This is a genomic window from Pseudomonas sp. A-B-19, from assembly GCF_019947515.1.
In the GTDB taxonomy this organism is placed as follows: Bacteria; Pseudomonadota; Gammaproteobacteria; order Pseudomonadales; family Pseudomonadaceae; genus Aquipseudomonas.
The window spans coordinates 168,517-191,333 of record NZ_JAGYGN010000004.1; the positions used below are offsets into that span (position 1 = coordinate 168,517).

Here is a 22,817-nt window from a genome sequence, read left to right on the forward strand (position 1 = left end):
GCATTGCGATGAGTACCGACGATAAACGCATCCGCGAATTCGCCTATCAGATCTGGGAATCCGAAGGAAAACCCGAGGGCCAGGAAGCCCGCCACTGGGAGATGGCGCGCAAACTGGCAGACGCTGAAGCCCTGGCACCGAAAAAACCAGCCAAGGCAGCGGCGATTAAAACCCCGGTCAGCAAAACGGCCAATGGCAAGGCTGGTGAGAGCAAGGTCGCTGCGCCTAAAACCAAAGCCAAGCCTGCAGCGGCCTCGAAAGTAATCCCGCCGGGAGAAAAGACCGCCGAGAAAAAGCCCCGGGCGGCGCGAAAACCGCCAGCGGTTTGATCCACACAGCGTTTGCCCTGACTGTCTGCGTGGCACACCTGCTCGCCACCGCGGGCGCGTTCACCCGAAAAAGCACTAGTGGGAGCGAGCTTGCTCGCGATAGCGGAGTGTCAGCCAACATAGGTCTTGAATGTTGAACCGTCATCGCGAGCAAGCTCGCTCCCACAGGTTGCAGTACTGACAAGCCTTTGCAGGAGCACTTATGACCAGCCCAAAGAAAGCCACAGCGCCCCCCCCGCGTGCCGAAGCCACGCGAATCCGCGAAGGCCTGCCCTTCCCGCTGGGTGCTACCTGGGACGGACTGGGCGTCAACTTCGCGCTGTTTTCCGCCCACGCCACCAAAGTTGAACTGTGCCTGTTCGACGACACCGGCGAGGTGGAACTCGAACGCATCGAACTGCCCGAATACACCGACGAGATCTACCACGGCTACTTGCCCGACGCCCATCCGGGGCTGATCTACGGCTATCGTGTCTACGGCCCTTACGATCCGGCCAACGGCCATCGCTTCAACGCCAACAAGCTGCTGATCGACCCCTACGCCAAACAACTGGTCGGCAAGTTGAAATGGTCCGAAGCGCTGTTCGGCTACACCATCGGCCACCCCGACGCCGACCTCAGCTTCGATGAACGGGACAGCGCGCCCTTCGTGCCCAAATGCAAGGTCATCGACCCGGCGCACACCTGGGGCCACGACCACCGCGTCAGTGTGCCGTGGGACAAGACAATCATCTATGAAGCCCATGTGCGTGGCTTCAGCATGCGTCACCCTGGCGTCCCCGAAAATCTGCGCGGCACCTTCGCCGGGTTGATGATCGATGACGTGGTTGAGCACATCCGCAAGCTCGGCGTGTCGTCCGTGGAACTGCTGCCGATCCATGCGTTCGTCAACGACCAGCACTTGCTGCACAAGGGCATGACCAATTACTGGGGCTACAACAGCATTGCGTTCTTCGCCCCCGACCCGCGCTACCTGGCCAGTGGCAAGATCGCCGAATTCAAGGAAATGGTCGCGCACCTGCACGAAGCCAATCTGGAGGTGATCCTCGACGTGGTCTACAACCACACCGCCGAGGGCAACGAGCAAGGCCCGACCCTGTCCATGCGCGGTATCGACAACGCGTCCTACTACCGCCTCAAGGCCGACGACAAACGCTTCTATATCAACGATTCCGGCACCGGCAACACCCTGGACCTGAGCCACCCGTGCGTACTGCAAATGGTCACCGACTCCTTGCGCTACTGGGCCTCGGAAATGCACGTGGACGGTTTCCGCTTCGACCTGGCGACCATTCTGGGGCGTTACCACGACGGTTTCGACGAACGCCACAGTTTCCTCGTGGCCTGCCGCCAGGACCCGGTGCTGCGCCAGGTCAAACTGATCGCCGAACCCTGGGACTGCGGCCCCGGTGGTTATCAGGTCGGCAATTTCCCGCCGGGCTGGGTCGAGTGGAACGACAAATTCCGCGACACCGTACGCGCCTTCTGGAAAGGCGACGATGGGCAACTGGCGGATTTCGCCAGCCGCCTGACCGCTTCGGGCGATATGTTCAATCAGCGCGGCCGCCGCCCCTATTCATCGGTGAACTTCGTCACAGCCCATGACGGCTTCACCCTCAACGACCTGGTGTCGTACAACGACAAGCACAACGAGGCCAACGACGAAGACAATCAGGATGGCACCAACAACAACCTGTCGTGGAACCACGGCGTCGAAGGCCCCACCGACGATCCCGACATCAATGCCTTGCGCCATCGGCAGATGCGCAATTTCTTCGCCACCCTGCTGCTGGCCCAGGGCACGCCGATGCTGGTGGCCGGCGACGAATTCGCCCGCACCCAGAATGGCAACAACAATGCGTACTGCCAGGACAGCGAGATCGGCTGGGTCAACTGGGACCTCAGCGAAGACGGCAAGGCCCTGTTCAAGTTCGTCAAACGCCTGATCAAGTTGCGCCTGACCTACCCGATCCTGCGGCGCGGGCGTTTCCTGGTGGGTAATTACAACGAGGACATCGGCGTCAAGGACGTGACCTGGCTGGCGCCGGACGGCACGGAAATGAACACCAGGCATTGGCACGATGCGCACAATCGTTGCCTGGGCATGCTGCTCGATGGCCGCGCCCAGGAAACCGGCATTCGCCGCAAAGGCGCCGACGCTACGTTGATGCTGGTGGTCAACGCCCATCACGACATCGTCAATTTCCGCCTGCCGCAAGTGCCTGACGGTGGTTTCTGGACATGCATGATCGACACCAACCAGCCGTCGATCCGCGGTCAGGAGCGCTTCGAGTTTGGCCACGAGTATTCGGTCACCGGCCGCTCGTTGCTGCTGTTCGAGTTGCAGCATGAGGAAGAAGAGTAACGAGGAGGTTGAAAAGTCACGGCGCCACTGCCGTAGAGCGGAAAAATCATATTGGTTGCGTTCGCGATGCGACGAATAGCGTTACATGAGCAATACTCGATTCGCGGTCATCCAGGGTCGGGATTGTCGCACCACGCTATCCACCAGCCCTCACGGGTCGGCCGGGCTTGACTCGCGCACGACTGAAGGCGCAGCAGAACAAGGACGTAATCCCCATGAAATCCGTTTCCGTCAGCGAAACCAGCCTGCCATCACACATCTGGAACAGTGCCCCGCAACTGGACAGCATCCCGGTCATCAGCACCCAATCCCTGGTACCCAGCGGCGCACGCGCGGTGATCATTGCCCCGCACCCCGGCGATGAAGTCGTGACCTGCGGCGGCCTGCTGCAATTGCTCAGCAACCTGGGCCACCCGCTGCAATTGATCTCGATCACCGACGGCAGTGCCAGCCATCCAGGCTCTCGGCAGTGGTCGGAAAAACGCCTCAGCGTATTTCGTCCCCAGGAAAGCGTGGAAGCCATCCGCCGACTCGGTTTGCCGATGCACAGCCTGAAGTGGATTCGTGGCGGGTTTACCGACAACGCCCTGGTGGAATACGAAGAACAGATCGCCCGATTCATCACGCGCTACCTGCGTCCCGGTGATGTGGTATTCAGCACCTGGCGCCAGGACGGCAACGTCGACCACGACACGGTCGGCCGGGCCAGCGCCAGGGCCGCGGCCAACGCGGGGGCATCCTACAACGACGTACCGCTCTGGGCCTGGCACTGGCCGGCACGGGACCGGGAGCTGATTCCCTGGCATCGTGCACGCAAGGTGCGCCTCGATACCTGGACCGTCGCCCGCAAGAGCCACGCCATCCACGCTTACGCGAGCCAACTCGACGGCGAACCGGCCATCGGCCTCGCGCCATTGCTGCCGCGGGCGCTGCTCGAGCGTATCCGCCTGCCTTATGAAATCGTGTTGGTTTGAAAGCGCAACCCTTCAGACTGAACTGCCTGCCGACGCATCAGTCGCATACATAGGCAGCCCTGAATCAGAGGAGTGGATGTGGCCAGTCATTCAAAACGGCAGGTAGCCCAATCAACGCCATTGAACACCCCCCCGGCGATTCATCGGCTTCGCGTGCTGACGGTCAACACCCATAAAGGGTTTACTGCACTCAACCGGCGCTTCATCCTCCCGGAATTGCGTGAAGCGGTGCGCAGTACGTCAGCAGACCTGGTGTTTTTGCAAGAAGTCGTCGGCGAGCACGATCGCCACTCTTCGCGCTACAACGATTGGCCACAAACCTCGCAGTATGAATTTCTCGCCGACAGCATGTGGGGCGACTTCGCCTATGGACGCAATGCGGTCTATCCCGACGGTCATCATGGCAACGCCCTGCTGTCGAAATACCCGATCCGCGAGTACCGAAACCTGGATGTTTCCATTACTGGCCCGGAACGTCGCGGCTTGCTGCACTGCGTGCTGGACGTGCCGGGGCATAACGAAGTGCATGCCATTTGCGTGCACCTCAGCCTGCTGGAAAGTCATCGTCAGCTGCAGTTGCAGTTGCTCTGCCAACTCCTTGAGGCCCTGCCTGACCAGGCACCGGTTATCATCGCCGGTGACTTCAACGACTGGAAGCTGCTGGGTAATGCCGCCTTGGCCCGTCGCGTTTATCTGCACGAAGCCTTCGAACGCCACCATGGCCGCCCGGCCAAAACCTACCCCGCGCGGTTCCCATTGTTGCGCCTGGACCGCGTCTACCTGCGCAACGCCAGCAGCCACGAGCCGCAAATACTCGGGCACAAGCCGTGGACGCACCTGTCCGACCATTTGCCGTTGGCGGTGGAAGTGCATCTCTGAACCACCGCCCTTCATTGCCAGGCGTCAAATGTAGGCGTTCACTGCACCGGCCGCCTTCGGATCAGCCCTGCGGCGTTAACATCAACACCGCCAACGGCGGCAAATTCAACACCAACGACAATGCCTGCCCATGGCTCGAGTATTCCTCGGCCGCCGCCCCACCACTATTGCCGTAGTTGGAGCCGGCATAGATCGACGAATCGCTGTTGAGTACCTCACTCCACTGCCCGGCAAACGGCACCCCGACGCGATAAGCCTCGCGCGGCACCGGCGTAAAGTTGGCCACCACCAGCACAGGCCGGCCGTCCTTGCTCCAGCGCAGCCACGCATAAACGCTGTTGATCGCGTCATCGCCGATCAGCCATTGGAACCCCTGGGGCACATCGTCCTGCTCGTGCAGCGCCGGCTCTTCGCGGTACAAGCGATTGAGGTCAGACACCAGTTTCTGCACGCCCTTGTGCTCGGGGTATTGCAACAGGTACCAGTCCAGTTGCTGGTCGTGGTTCCACTCGCGCCATTGGCCGAACTCGCAGCCCATGAACAGCAGTTTCTTGCCCGGATGCGCCCACATGAAGCTCAGGTAGGCCCGCAGGTTGGCGAATTTCTGCCAGCGGTCGCCGGGCATCTTGTCGATCAGCGAGTGCTTGCCGTGCACCACTTCGTCGTGGGAGATCGGCAGAATGAAGCGCTCGGACCAGGCATACACCAGGCCGAAACTCAGCTCGTTATGGTGATGGGCGCGATAGACCGGGTCTTGCTGAATGTAGTGCAGCGAATCATGCATCCAGCCCATGTTCCATTTGTAGGCGAAGCCCAGGCCGCCCTGTTGCGTGCCCTGGCTGACGCCCGGCCAGGCAGTGGACTCTTCGGCGATCACCAGTGCACCAGGCGCTTCCAGAGCCACTACGTCATTGAGGTGGCGCAGGAAGTCGATGGCTTCGAGGTTCTCCCGCCCGCCATGGCGGTTCGGCACCCATTCGCCGGCCTTGCGCGAGTAGTCGCGGTACAGCATCGAGGCCACCGCGTCGACCCGCAGGCCGTCGACATGGAAATGCTTGAGCCAGTGCAGCGCCGACGCCAGCATATAGCCATGCACTTCGGTGCGCCCCAGGTTGTAGATCAGCGTGTCCCAGTCCTGGTGGAAACCTTCCTGCGGGTTGCCGTACTCGTACAGTGCCGTGCCATCGAACTGGGCCAGGCCGTGGATATCGGTGGGGAAATGCGCCGGCACCCAATCGAGGATCACCCCGAGCCCGGCCACATGGCAGGCGTTGACGAATGCGGCGAACTCGTCCGGCGTGCCATACCGGGCACTCGGCGCGAATTGCGACAGCAACTGATAGCCCCACGAACCGCCGAACGGGTGTTCCATGATCGGCATCAGTTCGATGTGGGTAAAACCCAGGTCTTTGACATAGGGAATCAGCCGCTCGGTCAGTTCCGGCCAGGTGTACTGGCGGGCCACTTCGCCCAGGTCGTCCAACTCGCATTGCCATGAGCCGGCGTGCAATTCGTAGATCGACAAGGGCGCAGTCACCCGGTGGCGGTCGCCCCGGGCCAGCATCCAGTCCTGATCCTGCCAGTCGACGCTCAAGGGGGAAGCGACTTTCGAGGCAGTGTCTGGCGGCAGACTGGTGGCCAGTGCCACGGGATCAGCCTTCAACGGCAGAATGCCGTGGGCGCCGAGAACCTCGTATTTGTAGGCGTCCCCGGCTTGCAGGCGCGGGATGAACAACTCCCAGACACCGGTGGGATGGCGCAGGCGCATCGGATGCCGGCGCCCGTCCCAGACGTTGAAATCACCGACCACCGACACCCGCCGGGCATTCGGCGCCCATACGGCGAACCGTACGCCGTCGACGCCGTCCACGGTCGTGAGTTGCGCACCCAGGCACGCGCTGAGGTCGCGGTGATTGCCTTCGGCGAACAGATACAAGTCCATTTCGCCCAGCAACGGGCCGAAGCTGTAAGGATCTTCGGCCGTTTGCTCGCCGCCGGCCCAACGGGTGCGCAGCAGATACGCTTGCGCACGCTGGAAATGTCCGACAAACAACCCCGGTGTCGCTGTGGCTTCAAGATTCCCAAGCCCTTCGCCCGAGTCCCTGGCCAGCACTTCCACACTCAGGGCGCCCGGCAGATATGCGCGAATGAACTGCCCGCCGACGCCATCGGCGTGAGGGCCGAGAATCGCAAAAGGGTCGATATGCTCGGCACGCACCAATGCATCGATATCCCGCGCGCTGGGCAGCAGCGCTTCTTTGTGATGACCCTGTTCCTTGTTCGAGACACTCATGACTACTCTCCACCAAGATCGGAAAAGGGTTTAAGCCCACTCAATAATCCATATAAACCGTGCAACGGCACGGGCAACCAGGCGGGGCGGTTTTCCGCCTCATAGGCCACCTCGTACGCCGCCTTCTCCAGACCGTACAACGCCAGTGCGGCATCCTCGCCTTCCGGATCTTGCCATGCATGGGCAAGACTAGCTGCCGCCAGCCGATAAGCGTCGACAAATGCTTGCCGCGCTTCGCTCAAGTAGCGATCGGTGACCCGCAAGCGCGCGGCAGCGGCTGTCGGGGTGTTGTTGACGCTCTGCACGTTGATCGCCATCGCCGCCGCATAGTCGAAGGAACGCAGCACACCGCTGACATCCTTGTACGGGCTGTGTTTGCCCCGTCGTTCATGCAATGGTCGCGCCGGTTCTCCTTCAAAGTCGATCAGGTAGGCATCGCCCTTGATCACCAGCACCTGCCCCAGATGCAGATCGCCGTGCACACGAATGCGCAGGCCGCCTGCGGTCTTTTTACCCAACTCCTGCACATGGCTGAGGATGGCTTTTTTGTTGTCCAGTAAATGGCCGACCAGAGTCTGGTCCGCCGGGTTCAATTGATTTCCATGCTGCTTGAGCAAGTTAAGCGCGTGCTCGATTTGCGCCGCGACATCCCTGGCCGTGGCCTGGGCCTCTTTCTGCGTGGTGACCTGCGGCAGGAAGTCCGGGTTGCTATTCGGCGCCGCCAGCACCTGATGCATTTCCCCCAGGCGCCGACCCAGCATAGCGGCAAAATCTTTCAGTTCGCCGAGCGCGTTGTAGTGTTGCTCCTGTTCGGACACGGCGTCGGCCAGCTCATCGCGCAACGCTCGTTCGAGGTTGTTCTGCGTCCACTCCCAGGCGTCGCCCTGATTGCTCAGATAGCCTTGGGCGATCATCAGCAGGTTGTCTTCACCCGCCGCATTCCGACGTATTACGGCCCCCAGCAATGGCGAAATATTGCTGAAGCCGGCGTTGGTCAGATACGCGCTCATCTCCAGTTCCGGATGCACGCCAGAGGCAACCTTGCGGATCAGCTTCAGCACCAGGCTGTTGCCGATCACCACCGAGCTGTTGGACTGCTCGGCCGACAGGTAGCGCACCGGAGATTCGGCATTGAGGCCGAGCTTTTCAAGCTCCGCGGTGGACTCGAAGCGAATGTCGCCATCACTGGATGCCAACACGATGCTGGCCTGAATGCCCTGTAATACGGCATGCACAAAGGTGTCCAGGCTGAAGGCATCGGTGATCAGGCCGACCTGACGTCCACGCCGAACCCGCGACAACGCCAACTGCTGGGGCAACGGAGTACCGACCTGATCCTCGGAAATAAAGCCGAACGGCAACTGGTAGCGACTGACCTGGCCAGCGCTGGTGACATTGATCTCACTGAGCAGCACCGGATGCTGCGGATCGCCGAAACGCACGCCATAGGCCAGATCGACCTGTTCAATGGCGGCGTCCTTGCCGGCGAACCAGCGGCGGTTCTGCAACCAGTTCGGCAGAATGCTTTGCACAAGCGTGGTGCGTGACGGCGCTTCGAGCAGCTCTTCCATGCGTTTTTTCAGCACCAGCGTGGTGAAGTCCGGCAGGCTTTGTGCAGGTTCCACGTGCCAGCTCGGCATCTGGTTTTCCGCGGCGAGGCCAAACCAGTAAAAGCCGTAGGGTGCCAGCGTCAGAAGGAAATTCAGCTGGCCGATGGGCGGGAACGCGTTACCCCCGAGCATTTCCACCGGCACCATGCCGACGTAGGCCGACAAATCCAGCTCGGCGGCCTGGGCACTGCGCGACACATTGGCCACGCACAGAATGACTTCGTGCTTGCCATCCACCCCGGTGTATTCACGGGTGTAGGCCAGAATCCGTCGGTTGGTGGGCGACAGCATCTTCAACGTACCGCGCCCGAAGGCCTTGGATTGCTTACGCACGGCAAGCATGCGCCGGTTCCAGTTCAACAGCGAATGCGGATCGCCGGCCTGGGTTTCGACGTTGACCGACAGGTAGCCATATAGCGGGTCCATGATCGGCGGCAGCACCAGGCTGGCCGGGTCGGCGCGGGAGAAACCGCCGTTGCGGTCGATGGACCATTGCATCGGTGTGCGCACGCCATCGCGATCACCGAGGTAGATGTTGTCGCCCATGCCGATTTCATCGCCGTAGTACAGCGTCGGCGTGCCGGGCATCGACAGTAGCAGGCTGTTGAGCAACTCGACCCGACGGCGGTCGCGCTCCACCAAAGGCGCCAGACGGCGGCGAATCCCCAGATTGATCCGTGCGCGGCGGTCAGAAGCGTAGTAATTCCACAGATAGTCGCGCTCCTTGTCGGTGACCATCTCCAGGGTCAGCTCATCGTGGTTGCGCAGGAAGATTGCCCATTGGCAGTTGGCGGGAATATCCGGGGTCTGGCGCAGAATGTCGGTGATCGGGAAGCGATCTTCCTGGGCCAGCGCCATGTACATGCGCGGCATCAACGGGAAGTGAAAGGCCATGTGGCATTCGTCGCCGTTCAGGCCTTTTTTATCGGTGTCGCCGAAATACAACCGGGTATCTTCCGGCCATTGATTGGCCTCGGCCAGCAGCATGCGGTCAGGGTAGTTGGCGTCGATTTCGGCGCGGATCTTTTTCAGGACGTCGTGGGTTTCCGGCAGGTTCTCGTTGTTGGTGCCATCGCGTTCGATCAGGTAGGGAATGGCGTCCAGGCGCAAGCCGTCGATGCCCATGTCGAGCCAGTAACGCATGACCGACAGCACGGCTTTCATGACTTGCGGGTTATCGAAGTTCAGGTCCGGCTGGTGGGAGTAGAAACGGTGCCAGAAGTATTGGCCGGCGACCGGGTCCCAGGTCCAGTTGGACTTTTCGGTGTCGAGGAAAATGATGCGGGTGCCGTCGTATTTCTGATCGTCATCGGACCACACGTAGAAGTCCCGGGCGGCTGAACCCTTTTTGGCCTTGCGTGCGCGCTGGAACCATGGGTGTTGGTCGGAGGTGTGGTTGATGACCAGTTCGGTGATCACTCGCAGGCCGCGTTTGTGTGCCTCGGCAATGAACCGCCTGGCATCGGCCATGGTGCCGTAGTCACTGTGCACGCCACGGTACTCGGCGATGTCGTAACCGTCATCGCGCCGTGGCGAGGGGTAGAACGGCAACAGCCAGATGGTGTTGACCCCAAGGTCGGCGATGTAGTCGAGCTTGGCGATCAGGCCGGGAAAATCGCCAATCCCGTCGTTGTTGGAGTCGAAATACGATTTGACATGAACTTGATAGATCACCGCGTCCTTGTACCAGAGCGGGTCCTTGATGAACGTGGCTGCCGTGGGTTTCTTCGCCATGTGAAACTCCTGGTGAATTCGACTTGGCCACAGGCTGAGACTTCTGTGGCGAGGGAGCTTGCTCCCGCTGGGTTGCGGAGCAACCCTATGCCATTTGACAGGTGCACCGTGTTCAAAGGGATTACGACTGCTTCGCAGCCGAGCGGGAGCAAGCTCCCTCGCCACAGAAATTGTGGTGTTCTCAAGAGGCGGTAATCCTCCAAATCCCGAACGGCTGGTACGCTGGATCGATCCGCATGAACTGCTGCTTGCCGTGCCAGGTCCAGCGATGACCACTCATCAGGTCTTCGCCCTGGGTGCTGGCATCATCAGGCAGGCCCATTTCCCACAACGGCAGCTCGAAGCTCGCTTCCTGCACGTTGTGCGGATCGAGGTTGACCGCCACCAGAATGAAATTGCTGCCGTCAACGCTGCGTTTGCCGAAGTACAGGATATTGTCGTTCCAGGCGTTGTAGACCTTCAGGCCCAGATGCGTGTGCAGCGCCGGGTTCTGCCTGCGGATGCGGTTGAGCTGGGCGATCTCGGCAATGATGTTGCCCGGCGCGTTGAAGTCCCTGGGGCGGATCTCGTACTTCTCGGAGTCGAGGTACTCCTCCTTGCCCGGCACCGGCGCCGACTCGCACAATTCGAAACCCGAATACATGCCCCACAAGCCTGAGCCCATGGTCGCCAGCACGGCGCGGATGAGGAACCCGGGGCGCCCTGAATCATGGAGGAACGCCGGGTTGATGTCCGGTGTATTGACGAAAAAGTTCGGCCGGTAGCATTCGCGCCACGGCGATTCGTTGAGTTCAGTGAAGTAGCTCGCCAGTTCGGCCTTGGTGTTGCGCCAGGTGAAATAGGTATAGCTCTGGGAATACCCGACCTTGCCCAGACGCGCCATCATTGCCGGAGTGGTAAAGGCTTCGGCGAGGAAGATCACCTCGGGGTACAACGCCCGTACATCGGCGATCAGCCACTGCCAGAACGGCAGAGGCTTGGTGTGCGGGTTATCGACGCGGAAGATCTTCACGCCCTCCTCGACCCAGCCCACCACGATGTCGCGCAGCTCCACCCACAGGCTCGGAATCGCCTCTGGGGCATAGAAGTCGACGTTGACGATGTCCTGGTATTTCTTCGGCGGGTTCTCGGCGTATTTGATCGTGCCGTCCGGCCGCCAGTTGAACCAGCCGGGGTGTTGCTTGAGCCAAGGGTGGTCCTGGGAACACTGGATGGCGAAGTCGAGGGCGATTTCCAGGCCGTGGGCCGCGGCGGCCGCCACCAGTCGCCGGAAATCTTCACGGGTGCCCAACTGCTTGTGAATCGCCTCGTGCCCGCCCTCTTCGCTGCCGATTGCATAAGGGCTGCCCGGATCATCGGGGCCCGCCGTCAGCGAGTTGTTCGGGCCTTTGCGGTAGCTGCGCCCGATCGGGTGGATCGGCGGGAAATACAGCACGTCGAAGCCCATGTCCTGAATCATCGCCAGCCGTGAATGCACGTCATTGAAGGTGCCATGGCGCGCCGGATTGTCGGTGATCGAGCGCGGGAACAATTCATACCAACTGGCGAACTGCGCCAGTTCGCGCTCCACATCCACCGGGTACTCCGGACTCAGGCTCAGGAAAGCACGATGATTGGCGCGAGCCATGAGGTCGGCACTACGCGGGTGCAAAAACAGCGCAACCTGCTCGGCTTCGAGCAGTCCTGAGAGTTCATGGTGCAAGGCCGCCAGTTGCTCGCTGAGTGGTCCTTCGCTGCGTTCGGCGGCTTGTTGCACTTGAATCCGCCCTTCCTGCAGCTCCAGGCTGACGGGCACCGCCGCCGCATGTTTCTTTTCCAGTTCGTAGCAAAAACTGGCGAACTGATCGATCCAGGCTTCGATACAGAACAGATAACGGCTCTGGCTGTCGACACGGAACTGCCCTTGCCAAGCGTCGTTGCCCAGATCGTGCATGGCCGCGCTTTGCCAGACGTCCTCGTCCTCGGCCCGCCAGCGTACGCGAACCGCCAGTTTGTCATGCCCGTCGGCAAACACCTTGGCGGTCACCACCACGTCCTGCCCCACCACGGCCTTGACCGCAAACTGCCCGCCTTCAAGGGTTGGCATGATGTTTTCCATGACGATACGCGGCTGCAACAACGCCTGCGACAGCGGCATGTGCGGGTTGTAGCTCAACTCAGTCGGTTTTTCAGCCGTCATCGAGCCTCTCTCCTGACGCCCCATGGACGCGCGTGTGTCTGGTCACCATCCCGCTGGACTGTCCGCCCCGGGATGCACTCACTTAGGTTCCGAGCGACAGTCGCCGGGAAAGTTTCATCAGCAATTTGCGCAATCAAGTCTTTCGGGCAGTGGTCAACCCACCAGTCCACCTACTTAAGCACGACTCACGCCATGTGCCACTGCAGGCTTGAACAATGAACAATCCATTCCTGGCACGATCCCACCGCCAACGACGATTTCGCCGGTGATCGTGAATCCCTTACACGTAGGAGCTGCCGACAGTGATTCGGTGATTTGACTGACGTTGATCGACATCCACCTCAGCTGTTGTGGACAGGCGTTTGCTCCGTTCTGCGGCAGGTGCTTCAAGTTGTCGCAGGCCGTGCGCCCGACACCATCTGATTCGCTTTTTTATGCAATACCTGAGTCTGTTATGCAAACAGATCGCCGCTCATAGTGCTCATGCCTGATGGAGGCTGATGAGCGAAAGACCATGAGCGAGAGAATCCCCGTCCGAACCGTAGAAACCTTCGAGCCTTCGCGTCCGAAGATGAAGGCCAGATCCAGCGACAACCACATCCATACCCGCAGCTTTACCGGGCTGTTCCGCAACCTGCGCATCAGTGGCGCAGGTTTTCTGTTTTTGCTGTTTTTCGGTACCGTGTGGTTGAACTGGAGCGGCCGCCAGGCGGTGCTCTGGGATCTTTCCGAAAGCAAATTCCATATCTTCGGCGCGACTTTCTGGCCGCAGGATTTCATCCTGCTGTCGGCGCTTTTGATCATCGCCGCCTTCGGCCTGTTTGCGATCACCGTATTCGCGGGACGGGTCTGGTGCGGCTACACCTGTCCGCAAAGTTCGTGGACGTGGATCTTCATGTGGTGCGAAAAGATTACCGAGGGCGAGCGCAACCAGCGGATCAAGTTGCAAGCTGCGCCGTGGGGCCTGAACAAACTGATGCGGCGCGCGGCCAAGCACACCTTGTGGCTGGCCATCAGCCTGCTGACCGGCCTGACCTTCGTTGGCTACTTCACGCCGATCCGGCCACTGGCCGAAGAGCTGCTGACCTTGCAAATCAGCGGTGTCAGCCTGTTCTGGGTGCTGTTTTTTACCGGCGCCACCTACATCAATGCCGGTTGGCTGCGTGAAGCGGTGTGCATGCACATGTGCCCCTACGCGCGGTTCCAGAGCGTGATGTTCGACAAGGACACCCTGACCATTTCCTACGACGTGGCCCGGGGCGAAAACCGTGGCCCGCGCAAACGGGAGGTCAATCCCGCCGAAGTCGGCCTGGGCGATTGCATCGATTGCCAGCTTTGCGTACAGGTCTGCCCGACCGGTATCGACATTCGCGATGGCTTGCAGATGGAATGCATCGGGTGCGCCGCGTGCATCGACGCCTGTGATTCGATCATGGACAAGATGGGCTACGCCCCAGGATTGATCAGCTATACGTCCGAGCACCAGTTGCAGGGTGGCAAGACCCACCTGCTGCGTCCGCGCCTGATCGGCTACACCGCTGTGCTGCTGGTGATGATCGCCGCCCTGGTGGTGGCGCTGGTGGAACGGCCGATGGTGTCGCTCGACGTCAGCAAGGACCGTGGCCTGTTCCGTGAGAACAGCCAGGGACAGATCGAAAACATCTACAGTCTGAAGGTGATCAACAAGACCCAGCAGCATCAGGACTACCAATTGCGCCTGGTCGATGCCGATGGTTTCGAGTTGCGGGGCAAGACCGGATTGAGCCTGGCGCCGGGCGAGATTGTCGATGTGCCGGTGTCGGTGGTGATGTTTACCGAGCGTGCGGCCAGCAGCTCACAGGGCATCGGCTTCATGGTGGTCGACAACGATGAGCCCGACGTCTACAGCGTGGCGAAGAGCCGGTTTGTTGCACCGATGAATCGCTGAACCTTTACACTGCGGTGCTTGTGAAATGCGGTCCCCTGTGGCGAGGGGGCTTGTCGGAATGCCGCACCACCCCGTTCGACTGCGCAGCAGTCGCCAAACCAGTGAGCCAGATTCATTTGCAGGAACTCAAACAGGGCTGCTACGCAGCCCAACGGGGGCAAGCCCCCTCGCCACAAAAACTGATTGAATGAGTTCCATGACGGGATACCGATGAAACGCTACGAAAAATTCGCCGACGACATCGCAGAACTGATCCGCTCCGGCGTCCTCGGCCCGGGCCAGCGTGTACCCTCGGTGCGCTACGCGAGCCAGACCTACGGCGTCAGCCCGTCCACGGTGTTCCAGGCCTATTACCTGCTGGAACGCCGCGGCCTGATCCGCGCCCGTCCGCGCTCCGGCTATTTCGTCAACGCCCATGCACCCCGGCCGTTTTGCGAACCGGTGATCAGCAGCCAGGTCAACGAGTCCACCGAGGTCGACGTCAGCGAACTGGTGTTCTCTGTGCTCGACTCGATCAAGGACCCGAACACCGTGCCCTTCGGCTCGGCGTTCCCCAGCCCCACGCTGTTTCCCCTGCAACGCTTGTCCCGCTCCCTGGCCAGCGCCAGCCGCGAGATGGACCCGCGCATGGTGGTCACCGACATGTCGCCGGGCAACCCGCAGCTGCGCCGGCAAATCGCCTTGCGCTACATGGTCGGCGGGCTGATGCTGCCCATGGAAGAACTGCTGATCACCAACGGCGCGCTGGAAGCCCTCAACCTGTGCCTGCAAGCGGTGACGGAGCCTGGCGACCTGGTGGCCATCGAAGCCCCGGCGTTCTATGCCTGCCTGCAAGTGCTCGAACGCCTGAAGCTCAAGGCCGTGGAAATTCCCGTGCACCCGCGCGACGGCATCGACCTCGGTGTGCTCGAGCAAACCCTGGAGCGCCATCCGATCAAGGCCTGCTGGTGTATGACCAGCTTCCAGAACCCCATGGGCGCAACCGTGCCCGAGGCAAAGAAACAGCAGCTTGTGGAATTGCTGCGCCGCCACCAGGTGCCGCTGATCGAAGACGATGTCTACGCCGAACTGTATTACGGCCAGCAAGCACCGAAACCGGCCAAGGCCTTTGATACCGAAGGCCTGGTGATGCACTGCGGCTCGTTCGCCAAAAGCCTGGCCCCCGGCTATCGCATCGGCTGGGTCGCCGCCGGGCGCTATGCGCAGAAAATCGAACGACTGAAACTCATGACCTCACTGTGCGCATCGATGCCAGCCCAGGCCGCCATCGCCGATTACCTGCAACACGGCGGCTACGACCGGCACCTGCGTAAATTGCGCCACGCGCTGGAAGACCAGCAAAGCGCCATGCTCGCCGCCATCGCCCGCTATTTCCCGGCGCAGACTCGGGTCAGCCAACCGGCGGGCGGGTACTTTTTGTGGCTGGAATTGCCGGAACAGATGGATTCGCTGAAGTTGTTTCAGATGGCGCTGGCCCAAGGCATCAGCATTGCACCGGGGCCGATCTTTTCGCCGGCGCAGCGGTTCAGGAATTGTATTCGGTTGAATTATGGCAGCCCGTGGGACGAGGCTGCGGAGAAGGCGATGGAGACGTTGGGGCGGATTGTGCGGTCGTTCTGACAGCGCCATGTGGTTTTATAAATGGCTATCGCGAGCAAGCTCGCTCCCACAGGTTCCTCAGTACACACAAAATGTGTGAGCAATGGAGATCTACTGTGGGAGCGAGCTTGCTCGCGATGAGGCCGGCGCAGACAACGCCTGTTTCAGCAATTAACGCCCACCACCAAGATCAACGAAAGTCCCCGTCGCATAGGAAGCCTTGTCCGACAGCAACCAGACAATCGCCTCCGCCACTTCATCCGGACGCCCACCCCGGGCCATCGGAATCCCCGATTCGAGTTTGCTGACCCGGTCCGGATCGCCGCTCAAGGCATGGAAATCGGTGTAGATGTAGCCCGGGCGAACGGCGTTGACCCGAATCCCCTCGCCCGCCACTTCCTTGGACAGGCCGATGGTGAAGGTGTCCAGCGCACCTTTGGAGGCGGCGTAGTCGACGTACTCGTTGGGCGAGCCCAAACGCGAGGCCACCGAAGACACGTTGACGATGCTGCCGCCCTGCCCGCCGTGTTTGGGCGACATGCGCAGGATCGCGTGCTTGGCGCAGAGGATCGGCGCCAGGACGTTGGTTTTCATGATTTTGAGAATGCGGAACTCGGACATCTCGTCGACGCGGGACTTTTGCCCGACGGTGCCGGCGTTGTTCACCAGCGCGGTGACCCGGCCCAGTTCGCTGTCTACCCGATTGAACAGCGCGATGACTTCGTCTTCGATGCTGACGTCGGCCCGCACCGCAATGGCATGCGCACCCAGGGCGCGGACTTGCTCGAGCACGCCGAGTGCAGCCTGTTCGTCGGCCTGGTAGTTGATGCAAATCCGATAGCCCTGCGCGGCGGCCAACAGAGCGGTGGCAGCACCAATGCCGCGGCTACCGCCGGTAATGATGATGACTTTGTCCATGCGAGCTTTCCCCCAAATCGAAGCTTAAGCGGTCGGGGGCAAGAATAACCGCCATTGACGTTTTTTGCATGGCTTCACGTCAGCTGTCATGTCATCGACATTTCGCGCTCGGCACTGGCTTTCAACTGCTCGACCAATTGCTCCCCACGATGGATTTCCACCATGAAACCTGCGGCCGGCAGCGGATGCCCCAGCAGGTACCCCTGCAACGAATCGCAGCCCAGTTGAGTCAGGAAGTCCTGCTGCACACCCGTCTCCACACCTTCGGCGACAATGCGCAGCCCCAGCGCCTGACCGAGGGCGACGATGGCTGAAACGATGGCGGCGTCATCGCTGTCGTGCTCCAGGTCGCGGACAAAACCGCGGTCGATCTTCAGTTCGTTGGCCGGCAGGCGCTTGAGGTACATCAAGCTCGAATAGCCAGTACCAAAATCGTCGATGGACAGGTCGACGCCCATTTCCGACAGTTCCTGAAGCACCGTCATGCTCGCATCGGCATCGCTCATGGCGGTGGTTTCGGTGATTTCCAGGGTCAGGCTGTTGGCCGGCAGATGGTGTGTCGCCAGCGCTCTGGCGACGCTCTGGACCAGCCCGGGATGACAGAACTGGATGGCCGAAAGGTTCACCGCAATGCGCCAATCGGTATAGCCCGACACGTACCACTCGCGCATCTGGCGACAGGCTTCGTTGAGCACCCATTCGCCGATCGGAATGATCAGCCCGGTTTTTTCTGCCAGCTCGATGAATGTATCCGGCAACAGTATCCCTTGCGTCGGGTGCTCCCAGCGCAACAAGGCCTCGGCGCCCACCGGGCGACCATTGGCGGCGTCGAACTTGGGTTGGTAATACAGGCTGAATTCCTGCTGTTCCACGGCATTGCGCAAGTCCTGCAGCAATTGCAGCTGTTTGCGGGCATTACTGTTCATCGAGGCATCGAAAAAACTGTAGCCGTTTTTACCCGCGCCCTTGGCGTGATACATCGCCGCGTCGGCGTTCATCAGCAATTCGTGGGCGGACTGCCCGTTACCCGGGTAGAGCGCGATGCCGACGCTGGCGGAAATGTGCAAATCATGTTCGGCAACCCGGAACGCCCGCGCGATCAGCCCGACCTGGCGGGCCGCGAGGTTCAAGGCGTCGATCTGCTCGCTCAATTGCACCAGCAACACAAACTCATCGCCGCCGATCCGCGCCAGGGTATCGTGGCTACGCAAGTCTTCGCGCAGGCGCACGGCCACTTCGCGCAACAGCAGATCACCCATATGGTGACCAAAGGCATCGTTGACCGGTTTGAAGCCGTCCAGATCGATGAACATCAGGGCAAAGCAGCCACCCTCTTCCCGGACCCGCGACATGGCCTGATCGATACGATCGGCAAGCAACATCCGGTTCGGCAACCCGGTGAGGGTGTCGTGCAGAGCCAGTTGGGTCAGTTCACGGTTAGCCTCGGTCAGCGACTCGGCCAGGCTCGCGGTGCGGGCCTCCAGGCGCGCATCGAGGATCGAGGTCAGCAAAGCGATGCTCAGCACCGCCAGCGTGGTGACCAGCACCAGATTGTCCAGGCCCTTGTCGCTCAGACCATTGACCGCCGCCCCGCAAAAACTGCCATCGGCAAAGCGTGCGGCGGCCATGCCGGTGTAGTGCATGCCGACGATGGCAATGCCCATGATCACCGCGGCACCACCACGGATCAGACGGACATAAGGCGTGTGCCGGCGCAGGCGGAAAGCAATCCACAGTGCCGCGCCCGATGCACCGACCGCGATCAGAAGCGAAGCGCCGAACAGCGTCGGATCGTAGTCGATGCCCGGTTGCATGCGCATGGCGGCCATGCCGGTGTAGTGCATAGCGCTAATGCCGGCACCCATGACCAACGCGCCAAAGGCCAACTGCCAGGCCGGCAATTGCGGTTGGCTGACCAGCCACAGCGCAAAACCGCTGGAGAGCACGCCAATCAGCAGCGACAACAGGGTGATCGTGCCGTCGTAGCCCAGGTCGACCGGCAACTTGAACGCGAGCATGCCGATAAAGTGCATCGACCAGATGCCGATGCCCATGGCAATGGCCCCGCCCGCGGTCCACAAATGCACGGCGCGGCCTTTGGCGGTGGCAATGCGTCCGGTCAGGTCAAGTGCGGTGTATGAGGCGAGAATCGCTACACAGAGTGAAATGATGACCAGGGTGGGGGAATAGCTACCGATGAGCATGGGGACTTCTCGCGCATGCCCCCGTCTATGGTATCGATTCTGGCCGGGGGGCAAATGCGGCGATTGTACTGATTCCAAATGAGAACGCACCCACAAAATAAGCAAAAAGCCATCAGTCCGATGAACCCGTGTGGCGAGCCTGCTCACGATCCGATGGCGCAGCCACCGGCCATTCACCGTTTACCTTGGGATCAACGCCCCCGGTACCTGAATCACCCGGCTCGCCAACCGATGCCCGGCCTCGGCGGCATCCACCGGGCTGCCGCCCTTGAGCCGCGAGGCCAGATACGCAGCACTGAACGAATCCCCCGCCGCCGTGGTGTCCACCACCCGCTCGACTTTCAGCGCCGGCACCTCGAACGACTCGCCATCACAACGAATCAGGCACGCTTGGGCGCCGCGCTTGAGCACCACTTCCGGCGTACCCATCTGCTCATACGCGGCAAACACCGCGTCACAATCGGCATAACCAAACAACGCCTGCTCGTCATCCACTGTCAGCAACGCCAGATCGACCTGCGCCAGCACACGGCGATACGCCGCCCGGGCGTCCTCGACCGACGCCCACAGCCGTGGCCGGTAGTTGTTGTCGAACACAATCCGCGCATCGCGCTGGCGGGCTTCGATCAGGGTGTCCAGCAACTTTTCCCGGCCTTGCACGCCGATGACCGCCAGGGTGATGCCACTGAAGTACAGCACGTCGTAATCCGGCAGCGCCGCGAGGATCGGTGCGGCGGCCGGGGTGGTGAAGCAATCGCGTACCGCCGCTTCATTGCGCCAGTACAGAAAGCGCCGCTCGCCGGCCGCGTCGGTCTGGATACAATACAAACCCGGCAGACGTCCGGGCAGGCGCTGAACCATGCCGAGCCCGATATTTTCCGCCGCCCAACTCCGGCACATCGCGTCGCTGAAACTGTCATCGCCCAAGGCCGTGACGTAATCCACGGTGCCGTTCTCGCCCAGTTCCCGGGACAGGTACACCGCCGTGTTCAGGGTGTCGCCACCGAAACTCTGTTGCAGGCTGCCGTCGGCGCGATGCTGCAACTCGATCATGCATTCGCCGATCAGGGCGATGCGTGGAGGGTTGGGGCCCAGGGTGTTGATGGTGTTCATTATTGTGGGGGCTCTGGTGTTTCGGTATTGTCTGGTTGGGCCTCATCGCGAGCAAGCTCGCTCCCACATTGGAATGCGTTCCCCTGTGGGAGCGAGCTTGCTCGCGATGGCCGCAACTCGGTCTCAATCCTTTAGAAACAGGTTTCCATGGTCTCGATGACGTTCAGTTGTTCGTCCACCAGACAGCCGACTCGCCATTTGTCGAACGTCAGGCACGGATGCGAAGTGCCGAACGAAATGATGTCGCCCACCCGCAGTTCAACCCCTGGCGCCACGGTCATGAACGCGTGCTGATCCATCACCGCGGTCACCTTGCACGCACTCACATCATCGCCTTGGGCCGGCACCACACCCGCCTTGTACCGCAACAACGGCACCGGCAAGCCGGCGTCGTAGGCCACGTCGCGCTTGCCCAGGGCAATCACCGCAAACCCTGGCTCCGGCAACGACTGCACATGCGCCCACACTTCCAGCGCCGGACGCAGGCCTTCGTGCAGATCGCTGCGACGGTCGAGAACGCAGCACTGCGCTTGCTTGTAGATGCCATGGTCATGAGCCACGTAACTGCCTGGACGCAGTACGCTGAGGAAACGTCCACCGGCGTTCTGCGCTTCGAAGGATTCGGCAATCAGGTCATACCAGGCCGAGCCCGACGCGGTGATGATCGGCTTGGCAATGGCGAAGGCGCCGCTGTCCTGCAACTGCACCGCCAGGCGCACCAGTGACGCGGCGAAATCGCGGATACCGGTCACGGCGTGATCGCCATGGATCACACCTTCGTAGCCTTCGATCCCGGTCAGGGCCAGGGCCGGTTGCGCGGCGATGGCCTTGGCCAGATCGAGCACTTGCTGTTCGCTGCGGCAACCGCAACGACCGCCGACCACGCCGTACTCGATCATCACGTTCAGGCGCACGCCACGGGAGGCGAAATAGGCGCCGAGGTCGGCAACGTTGTCCGGGTGATCGACCATGCAATAGAAATCGAACGTCGGGTCGGCCAACAGGTCCGCGATCAGCGCCATGTTCGGCGTGCCGACCAACTGGTTGGCCATCAGCACCCGGCGCACACCATGGGCGTAAGCGGCACGGGTTTGCGTGGCGCTGGCCAGGGTGATGCCCCAGGCACCGGCGTCCAGTTGGCGACGGAACAGCGCCGGGGTCATGCTGGTTTTGCCGTGGGGTGCCAGTTGCGCGCCGCTGTTGCTGACGAAGTCCTGCATCCAGCGAATGTTGTGCTCCAGCGCCTCGCGGTGCAGCACCAGCGCGGGCAGGCTGACGTCACGCACCAGGCTGGCACCGATCGGGGCAGCGCCTTTGTCCACGTTGGCAGTATGGGGGGCAGAAGACATGGTCGAACTCCTCGTTCAAGCGGCCGCGGGCAGCCGCTGTTATTCGTTGATGCGACGGGCCAGGCTGTTGGCGCTGTCGATCAGCACCCGGCGGTAGTCATTGTAGTTTTTCCTGGCATCGGCTCGTGGAGCGACGATACACAGAGTCGCGATGGCCACGCCGCCTGGGTCTTTGACCGGGGCGGCGAAGCAATGGGTAAAGGTGTCGGCGACGCTATCGAAAGAAAAAAATCCATCGATCCCGGCCTGACGGATTTCCTTGAGAAACTGTTCCAGCGGCAAGCGCTCGCCGTCGGGCAGAATGAAGTCGTCGTGGTCGATCAGGTCGACGATTTCCTGGTCGCTCAGGTGCGCCAGCAACAAACGCCCGGAGGCGGTCCAGGGAATGGGTGCGTTTTCGCCGATGTCCGAGGAAATGCGGAAATGCCGTTCCCCCTCCTTCATCAGCGCAACGGTGTATTTGCGCCCGTTGAGCAGACACATCTGCGCCGTTTCACGGGTCTGGCTGACGATTTCCTGCAAGGCGTGATCGGCTTCACGGGCCAGGTCGAAATGGCGCAAATGGGCCTGGCCGAGAAAGTACAACTGACGACCGAGGTAGACATGACCATCCTTGCCCACCGGCTCCAGGATCCGTCGTTCCAGCAGCGAAGCCACCAGTTCGTAGACCGTGGATTTGGGGCTGCCGATGCCGTTGGCAATGTCGTTCGGGCGCAGAGGCTGGCCGATCTCCTTGAGGAAATCGAGGATATCGAACGCCCGGTCCAGACCGCGAGCCCGGCGCTTGATGATGTCTTCGGTCATTTCAGTGGTTCCCATTCAAAGTCGCCCGTAGGAGCTGCCGCAGGCTGCGATCTTTTGATCTTGCCTTGGCAGCACCCATCAAAAAACGCCAGAAGATCGCAGCCTTCGGCAGCTCCTACAAGAGCAACCGCCGATCAAGCCTTTTTCTTGTACGCAATGCAGTCGATCTCGACCTTGCAGTCGACCATCATGCTCGCCTGCACGCAGGCCCGCGCCGGGGCGTGTTCGGGTTTGAAGTATTCGGAGAACACCTTGTTGAAGCTCCAGAAATCCCGCGGGTCTTCCAGCCACACGCCAGTGCGCACCACGTCTTCGAGGCCATAACCGGCCTCTTCAAGGATGGCGATCAGGTTCTTCATGGTCTGATGAGTCTGCTCGACGATGCCTCCGACAATGATCTCGCCATCCAGCGCCGGCACCTGGCCAGACACGTGCAGCCAGCCATCGGCTTCGACAGCACGGGCAAAAGGACGGGGCTGACCGCCGCCGGCGGTGCTGCCGGTGCCGTAACGAGTAATGCTCATGGGCGTGTCTCCTGCT

At 61.2% G+C, this 22,817-nt stretch carries 15 protein-coding genes; 6 read left to right on the plus strand and 9 right to left on the minus strand.

Annotation, left to right across the window (positions count from 1 at the left end):
• The first annotated feature begins 8 nt into the window (after positions 1-8).
• The 4 genes from KGA81_RS06375 to KGA81_RS06390 all read left to right on the plus strand — a co-directional run bounded on the left by KGA81_RS06375 (position 9) and on the right by KGA81_RS06390 (position 4,547).
• Positions 9-329, plus strand: a complete 321-nt coding sequence (locus KGA81_RS06375; RefSeq protein WP_223545051.1) for a DUF2934 domain-containing protein — start codon at positions 9-11, stop codon at positions 327-329.
• Between the two features lie 202 nt (positions 330-531).
• The gene (glgX, locus tag KGA81_RS06380; RefSeq protein ID WP_223545052.1) at positions 532-2,694 is read left to right on the plus strand and encodes a glycogen debranching protein GlgX; all 2,163 of its coding nucleotides are present in this window, start codon (positions 532-534) and stop codon (positions 2,692-2,694) included.
• A 215-nt stretch (positions 2,695-2,909) separates the two neighbouring features.
• Positions 2,910-3,668 carry a PIG-L deacetylase family protein gene (locus KGA81_RS06385; protein WP_223545053.1) on the plus strand — a complete coding sequence of 253 codons (759 nt, stop codon included), beginning with the start codon at positions 2,910-2,912 and terminating at the stop codon, positions 3,666-3,668.
• Between the two features lie 78 nt (positions 3,669-3,746).
• Positions 3,747-4,547: an endonuclease/exonuclease/phosphatase family protein gene (locus KGA81_RS06390; protein ID WP_223545054.1), complete on the plus strand. Its 801-nt coding sequence runs from the start codon at positions 3,747-3,749 to the stop codon at positions 4,545-4,547.
• Positions 4,548-4,608: 61 nt separating this feature from the next.
• Here KGA81_RS06390 and glgB read toward each other — a convergent pair whose 3' ends face one another.
• From glgB to KGA81_RS06405, 3 genes are all read right to left on the minus strand, one after another.
• Entirely contained in the window at positions 4,609-6,840 is a 2,232-nt protein-coding gene (gene glgB / locus KGA81_RS06395; protein WP_223545055.1) for a 1,4-alpha-glucan branching protein GlgB, read from the minus strand.
• A gap of 2 nt (positions 6,841-6,842) precedes the next feature.
• Complete coding sequence (treS, locus tag KGA81_RS06400) at positions 6,843-10,184, minus strand: maltose alpha-D-glucosyltransferase (protein WP_223545056.1); 3,342 nt, start codon at positions 10,182-10,184, stop codon at positions 6,843-6,845.
• 181 nt (positions 10,185-10,365) lie between these two features.
• Positions 10,366-12,363 (minus strand): alpha-1,4-glucan--maltose-1-phosphate maltosyltransferase, encoded by a 1,998-nt coding sequence (locus tag KGA81_RS06405; protein WP_223545057.1) that lies wholly within the window; start codon positions 12,361-12,363, stop codon positions 10,366-10,368.
• 514 nt (positions 12,364-12,877) lie between these two features.
• Here KGA81_RS06405 and ccoG point away from each other — a divergent pair.
• Positions 12,878-14,290, plus strand: coding sequence for a cytochrome c oxidase accessory protein CcoG (ccoG, locus tag KGA81_RS06410; RefSeq protein ID WP_223545058.1), 1,413 nt, complete (start codon positions 12,878-12,880; stop codon positions 14,288-14,290).
• A 210-nt stretch (positions 14,291-14,500) separates the two neighbouring features.
• Positions 14,501-15,910, plus strand: coding sequence for a GntR family transcriptional regulator MpaR (gene mapR, locus KGA81_RS06415; protein ID WP_223545059.1), 1,410 nt, complete (start codon positions 14,501-14,503; stop codon positions 15,908-15,910).
• Positions 15,911-16,060: 150 nt separating this feature from the next.
• Here the strand turns inward: mapR and KGA81_RS06420 are convergent, their stop codons facing one another.
• The 6 genes from KGA81_RS06420 to KGA81_RS06445 form a co-directional block, all read right to left on the minus strand.
• Positions 16,061-16,807, minus strand: a complete 747-nt coding sequence (locus KGA81_RS06420; RefSeq protein ID WP_223545060.1) for an SDR family oxidoreductase — start codon at positions 16,805-16,807, stop codon at positions 16,061-16,063.
• Between the two features lie 86 nt (positions 16,808-16,893).
• On the minus strand, positions 16,894-19,011 hold the full coding sequence (locus tag KGA81_RS06425) for a putative bifunctional diguanylate cyclase/phosphodiesterase (RefSeq protein ID WP_223545061.1): 2,118 nt from the start codon (positions 19,009-19,011) through the stop codon (positions 16,894-16,896).
• A gap of 180 nt (positions 19,012-19,191) precedes the next feature.
• On the minus strand, positions 19,192-20,124 hold the full coding sequence (locus KGA81_RS06430) for a sugar kinase (RefSeq protein ID WP_223545062.1): 933 nt from the start codon (positions 20,122-20,124) through the stop codon (positions 19,192-19,194).
• Between the two features lie 131 nt (positions 20,125-20,255).
• A complete protein-coding gene (locus KGA81_RS06435) occupies positions 20,256-21,473 on the minus strand; it encodes an amino acid deaminase (RefSeq protein WP_223545063.1) in 1,218 nt (405 codons plus the stop codon).
• Positions 21,474-21,512: 39 nt separating this feature from the next.
• The gene (locus KGA81_RS06440; protein ID WP_223545200.1) at positions 21,513-22,277 is read right to left on the minus strand and encodes an IclR family transcriptional regulator; all 765 of its coding nucleotides are present in this window, start codon (positions 22,275-22,277) and stop codon (positions 21,513-21,515) included.
• A gap of 134 nt (positions 22,278-22,411) precedes the next feature.
• Positions 22,412-22,801: a RidA family protein gene (locus tag KGA81_RS06445; protein ID WP_223545064.1), complete on the minus strand. Its 390-nt coding sequence runs from the start codon at positions 22,799-22,801 to the stop codon at positions 22,412-22,414.
• Positions 22,802-22,817: the final 16 nt, after the last annotated feature.

Bases quoted from the DNA above. Each gene is read 5' to 3' on its own strand.
- mapR (WP_223545059.1), top strand. From the start codon at position 14,501: ATGAAACGCTACGAAAAATTCGCCGACGACATCGCAGAACTGATCCGC.
- glgX (WP_223545052.1), top strand. From the start codon at position 532: ATGACCAGCCCAAAGAAAGCCACAGCGCCCCCCCCGCGTGCCGAAGCC.
- KGA81_RS06435 (WP_223545063.1), bottom strand. From the start codon at position 21,473: ATGTCTTCTGCCCCCCATACTGCCAACGTGGACAAAGGCGCTGCCCCG.
- KGA81_RS06430 (WP_223545062.1), bottom strand. From the start codon at position 20,124: ATGAACACCATCAACACCCTGGGCCCCAACCCTCCACGCATCGCCCTG.
- ccoG (WP_223545058.1), top strand. From the start codon at position 12,878: ATGAGCGAGAGAATCCCCGTCCGAACCGTAGAAACCTTCGAGCCTTCG.
- KGA81_RS06375 (WP_223545051.1), top strand. From the start codon at position 9: ATGAGTACCGACGATAAACGCATCCGCGAATTCGCCTATCAGATCTGG.
- KGA81_RS06440 (WP_223545200.1), bottom strand. From the start codon at position 22,277: ATGACCGAAGACATCATCAAGCGCCGGGCTCGCGGTCTGGACCGGGCG.
- treS (WP_223545056.1), bottom strand. From the start codon at position 10,184: ATGGCGAAGAAACCCACGGCAGCCACGTTCATCAAGGACCCGCTCTGG.
- KGA81_RS06425 (WP_223545061.1), bottom strand. From the start codon at position 19,011: ATGCTCATCGGTAGCTATTCCCCCACCCTGGTCATCATTTCACTCTGT.
- KGA81_RS06445 (WP_223545064.1), bottom strand. From the start codon at position 22,801: ATGAGCATTACTCGTTACGGCACCGGCAGCACCGCCGGCGGCGGTCAG.
- KGA81_RS06385 (WP_223545053.1), top strand. From the start codon at position 2,910: ATGAAATCCGTTTCCGTCAGCGAAACCAGCCTGCCATCACACATCTGG.
- glgB (WP_223545055.1), bottom strand. From the start codon at position 6,840: ATGAGTGTCTCGAACAAGGAACAGGGTCATCACAAAGAAGCGCTGCTG.
- KGA81_RS06405 (WP_223545057.1), bottom strand. From the start codon at position 12,363: ATGACGGCTGAAAAACCGACTGAGTTGAGCTACAACCCGCACATGCCG.
- KGA81_RS06420 (WP_223545060.1), bottom strand. From the start codon at position 16,807: ATGGACAAAGTCATCATCATTACCGGCGGTAGCCGCGGCATTGGTGCT.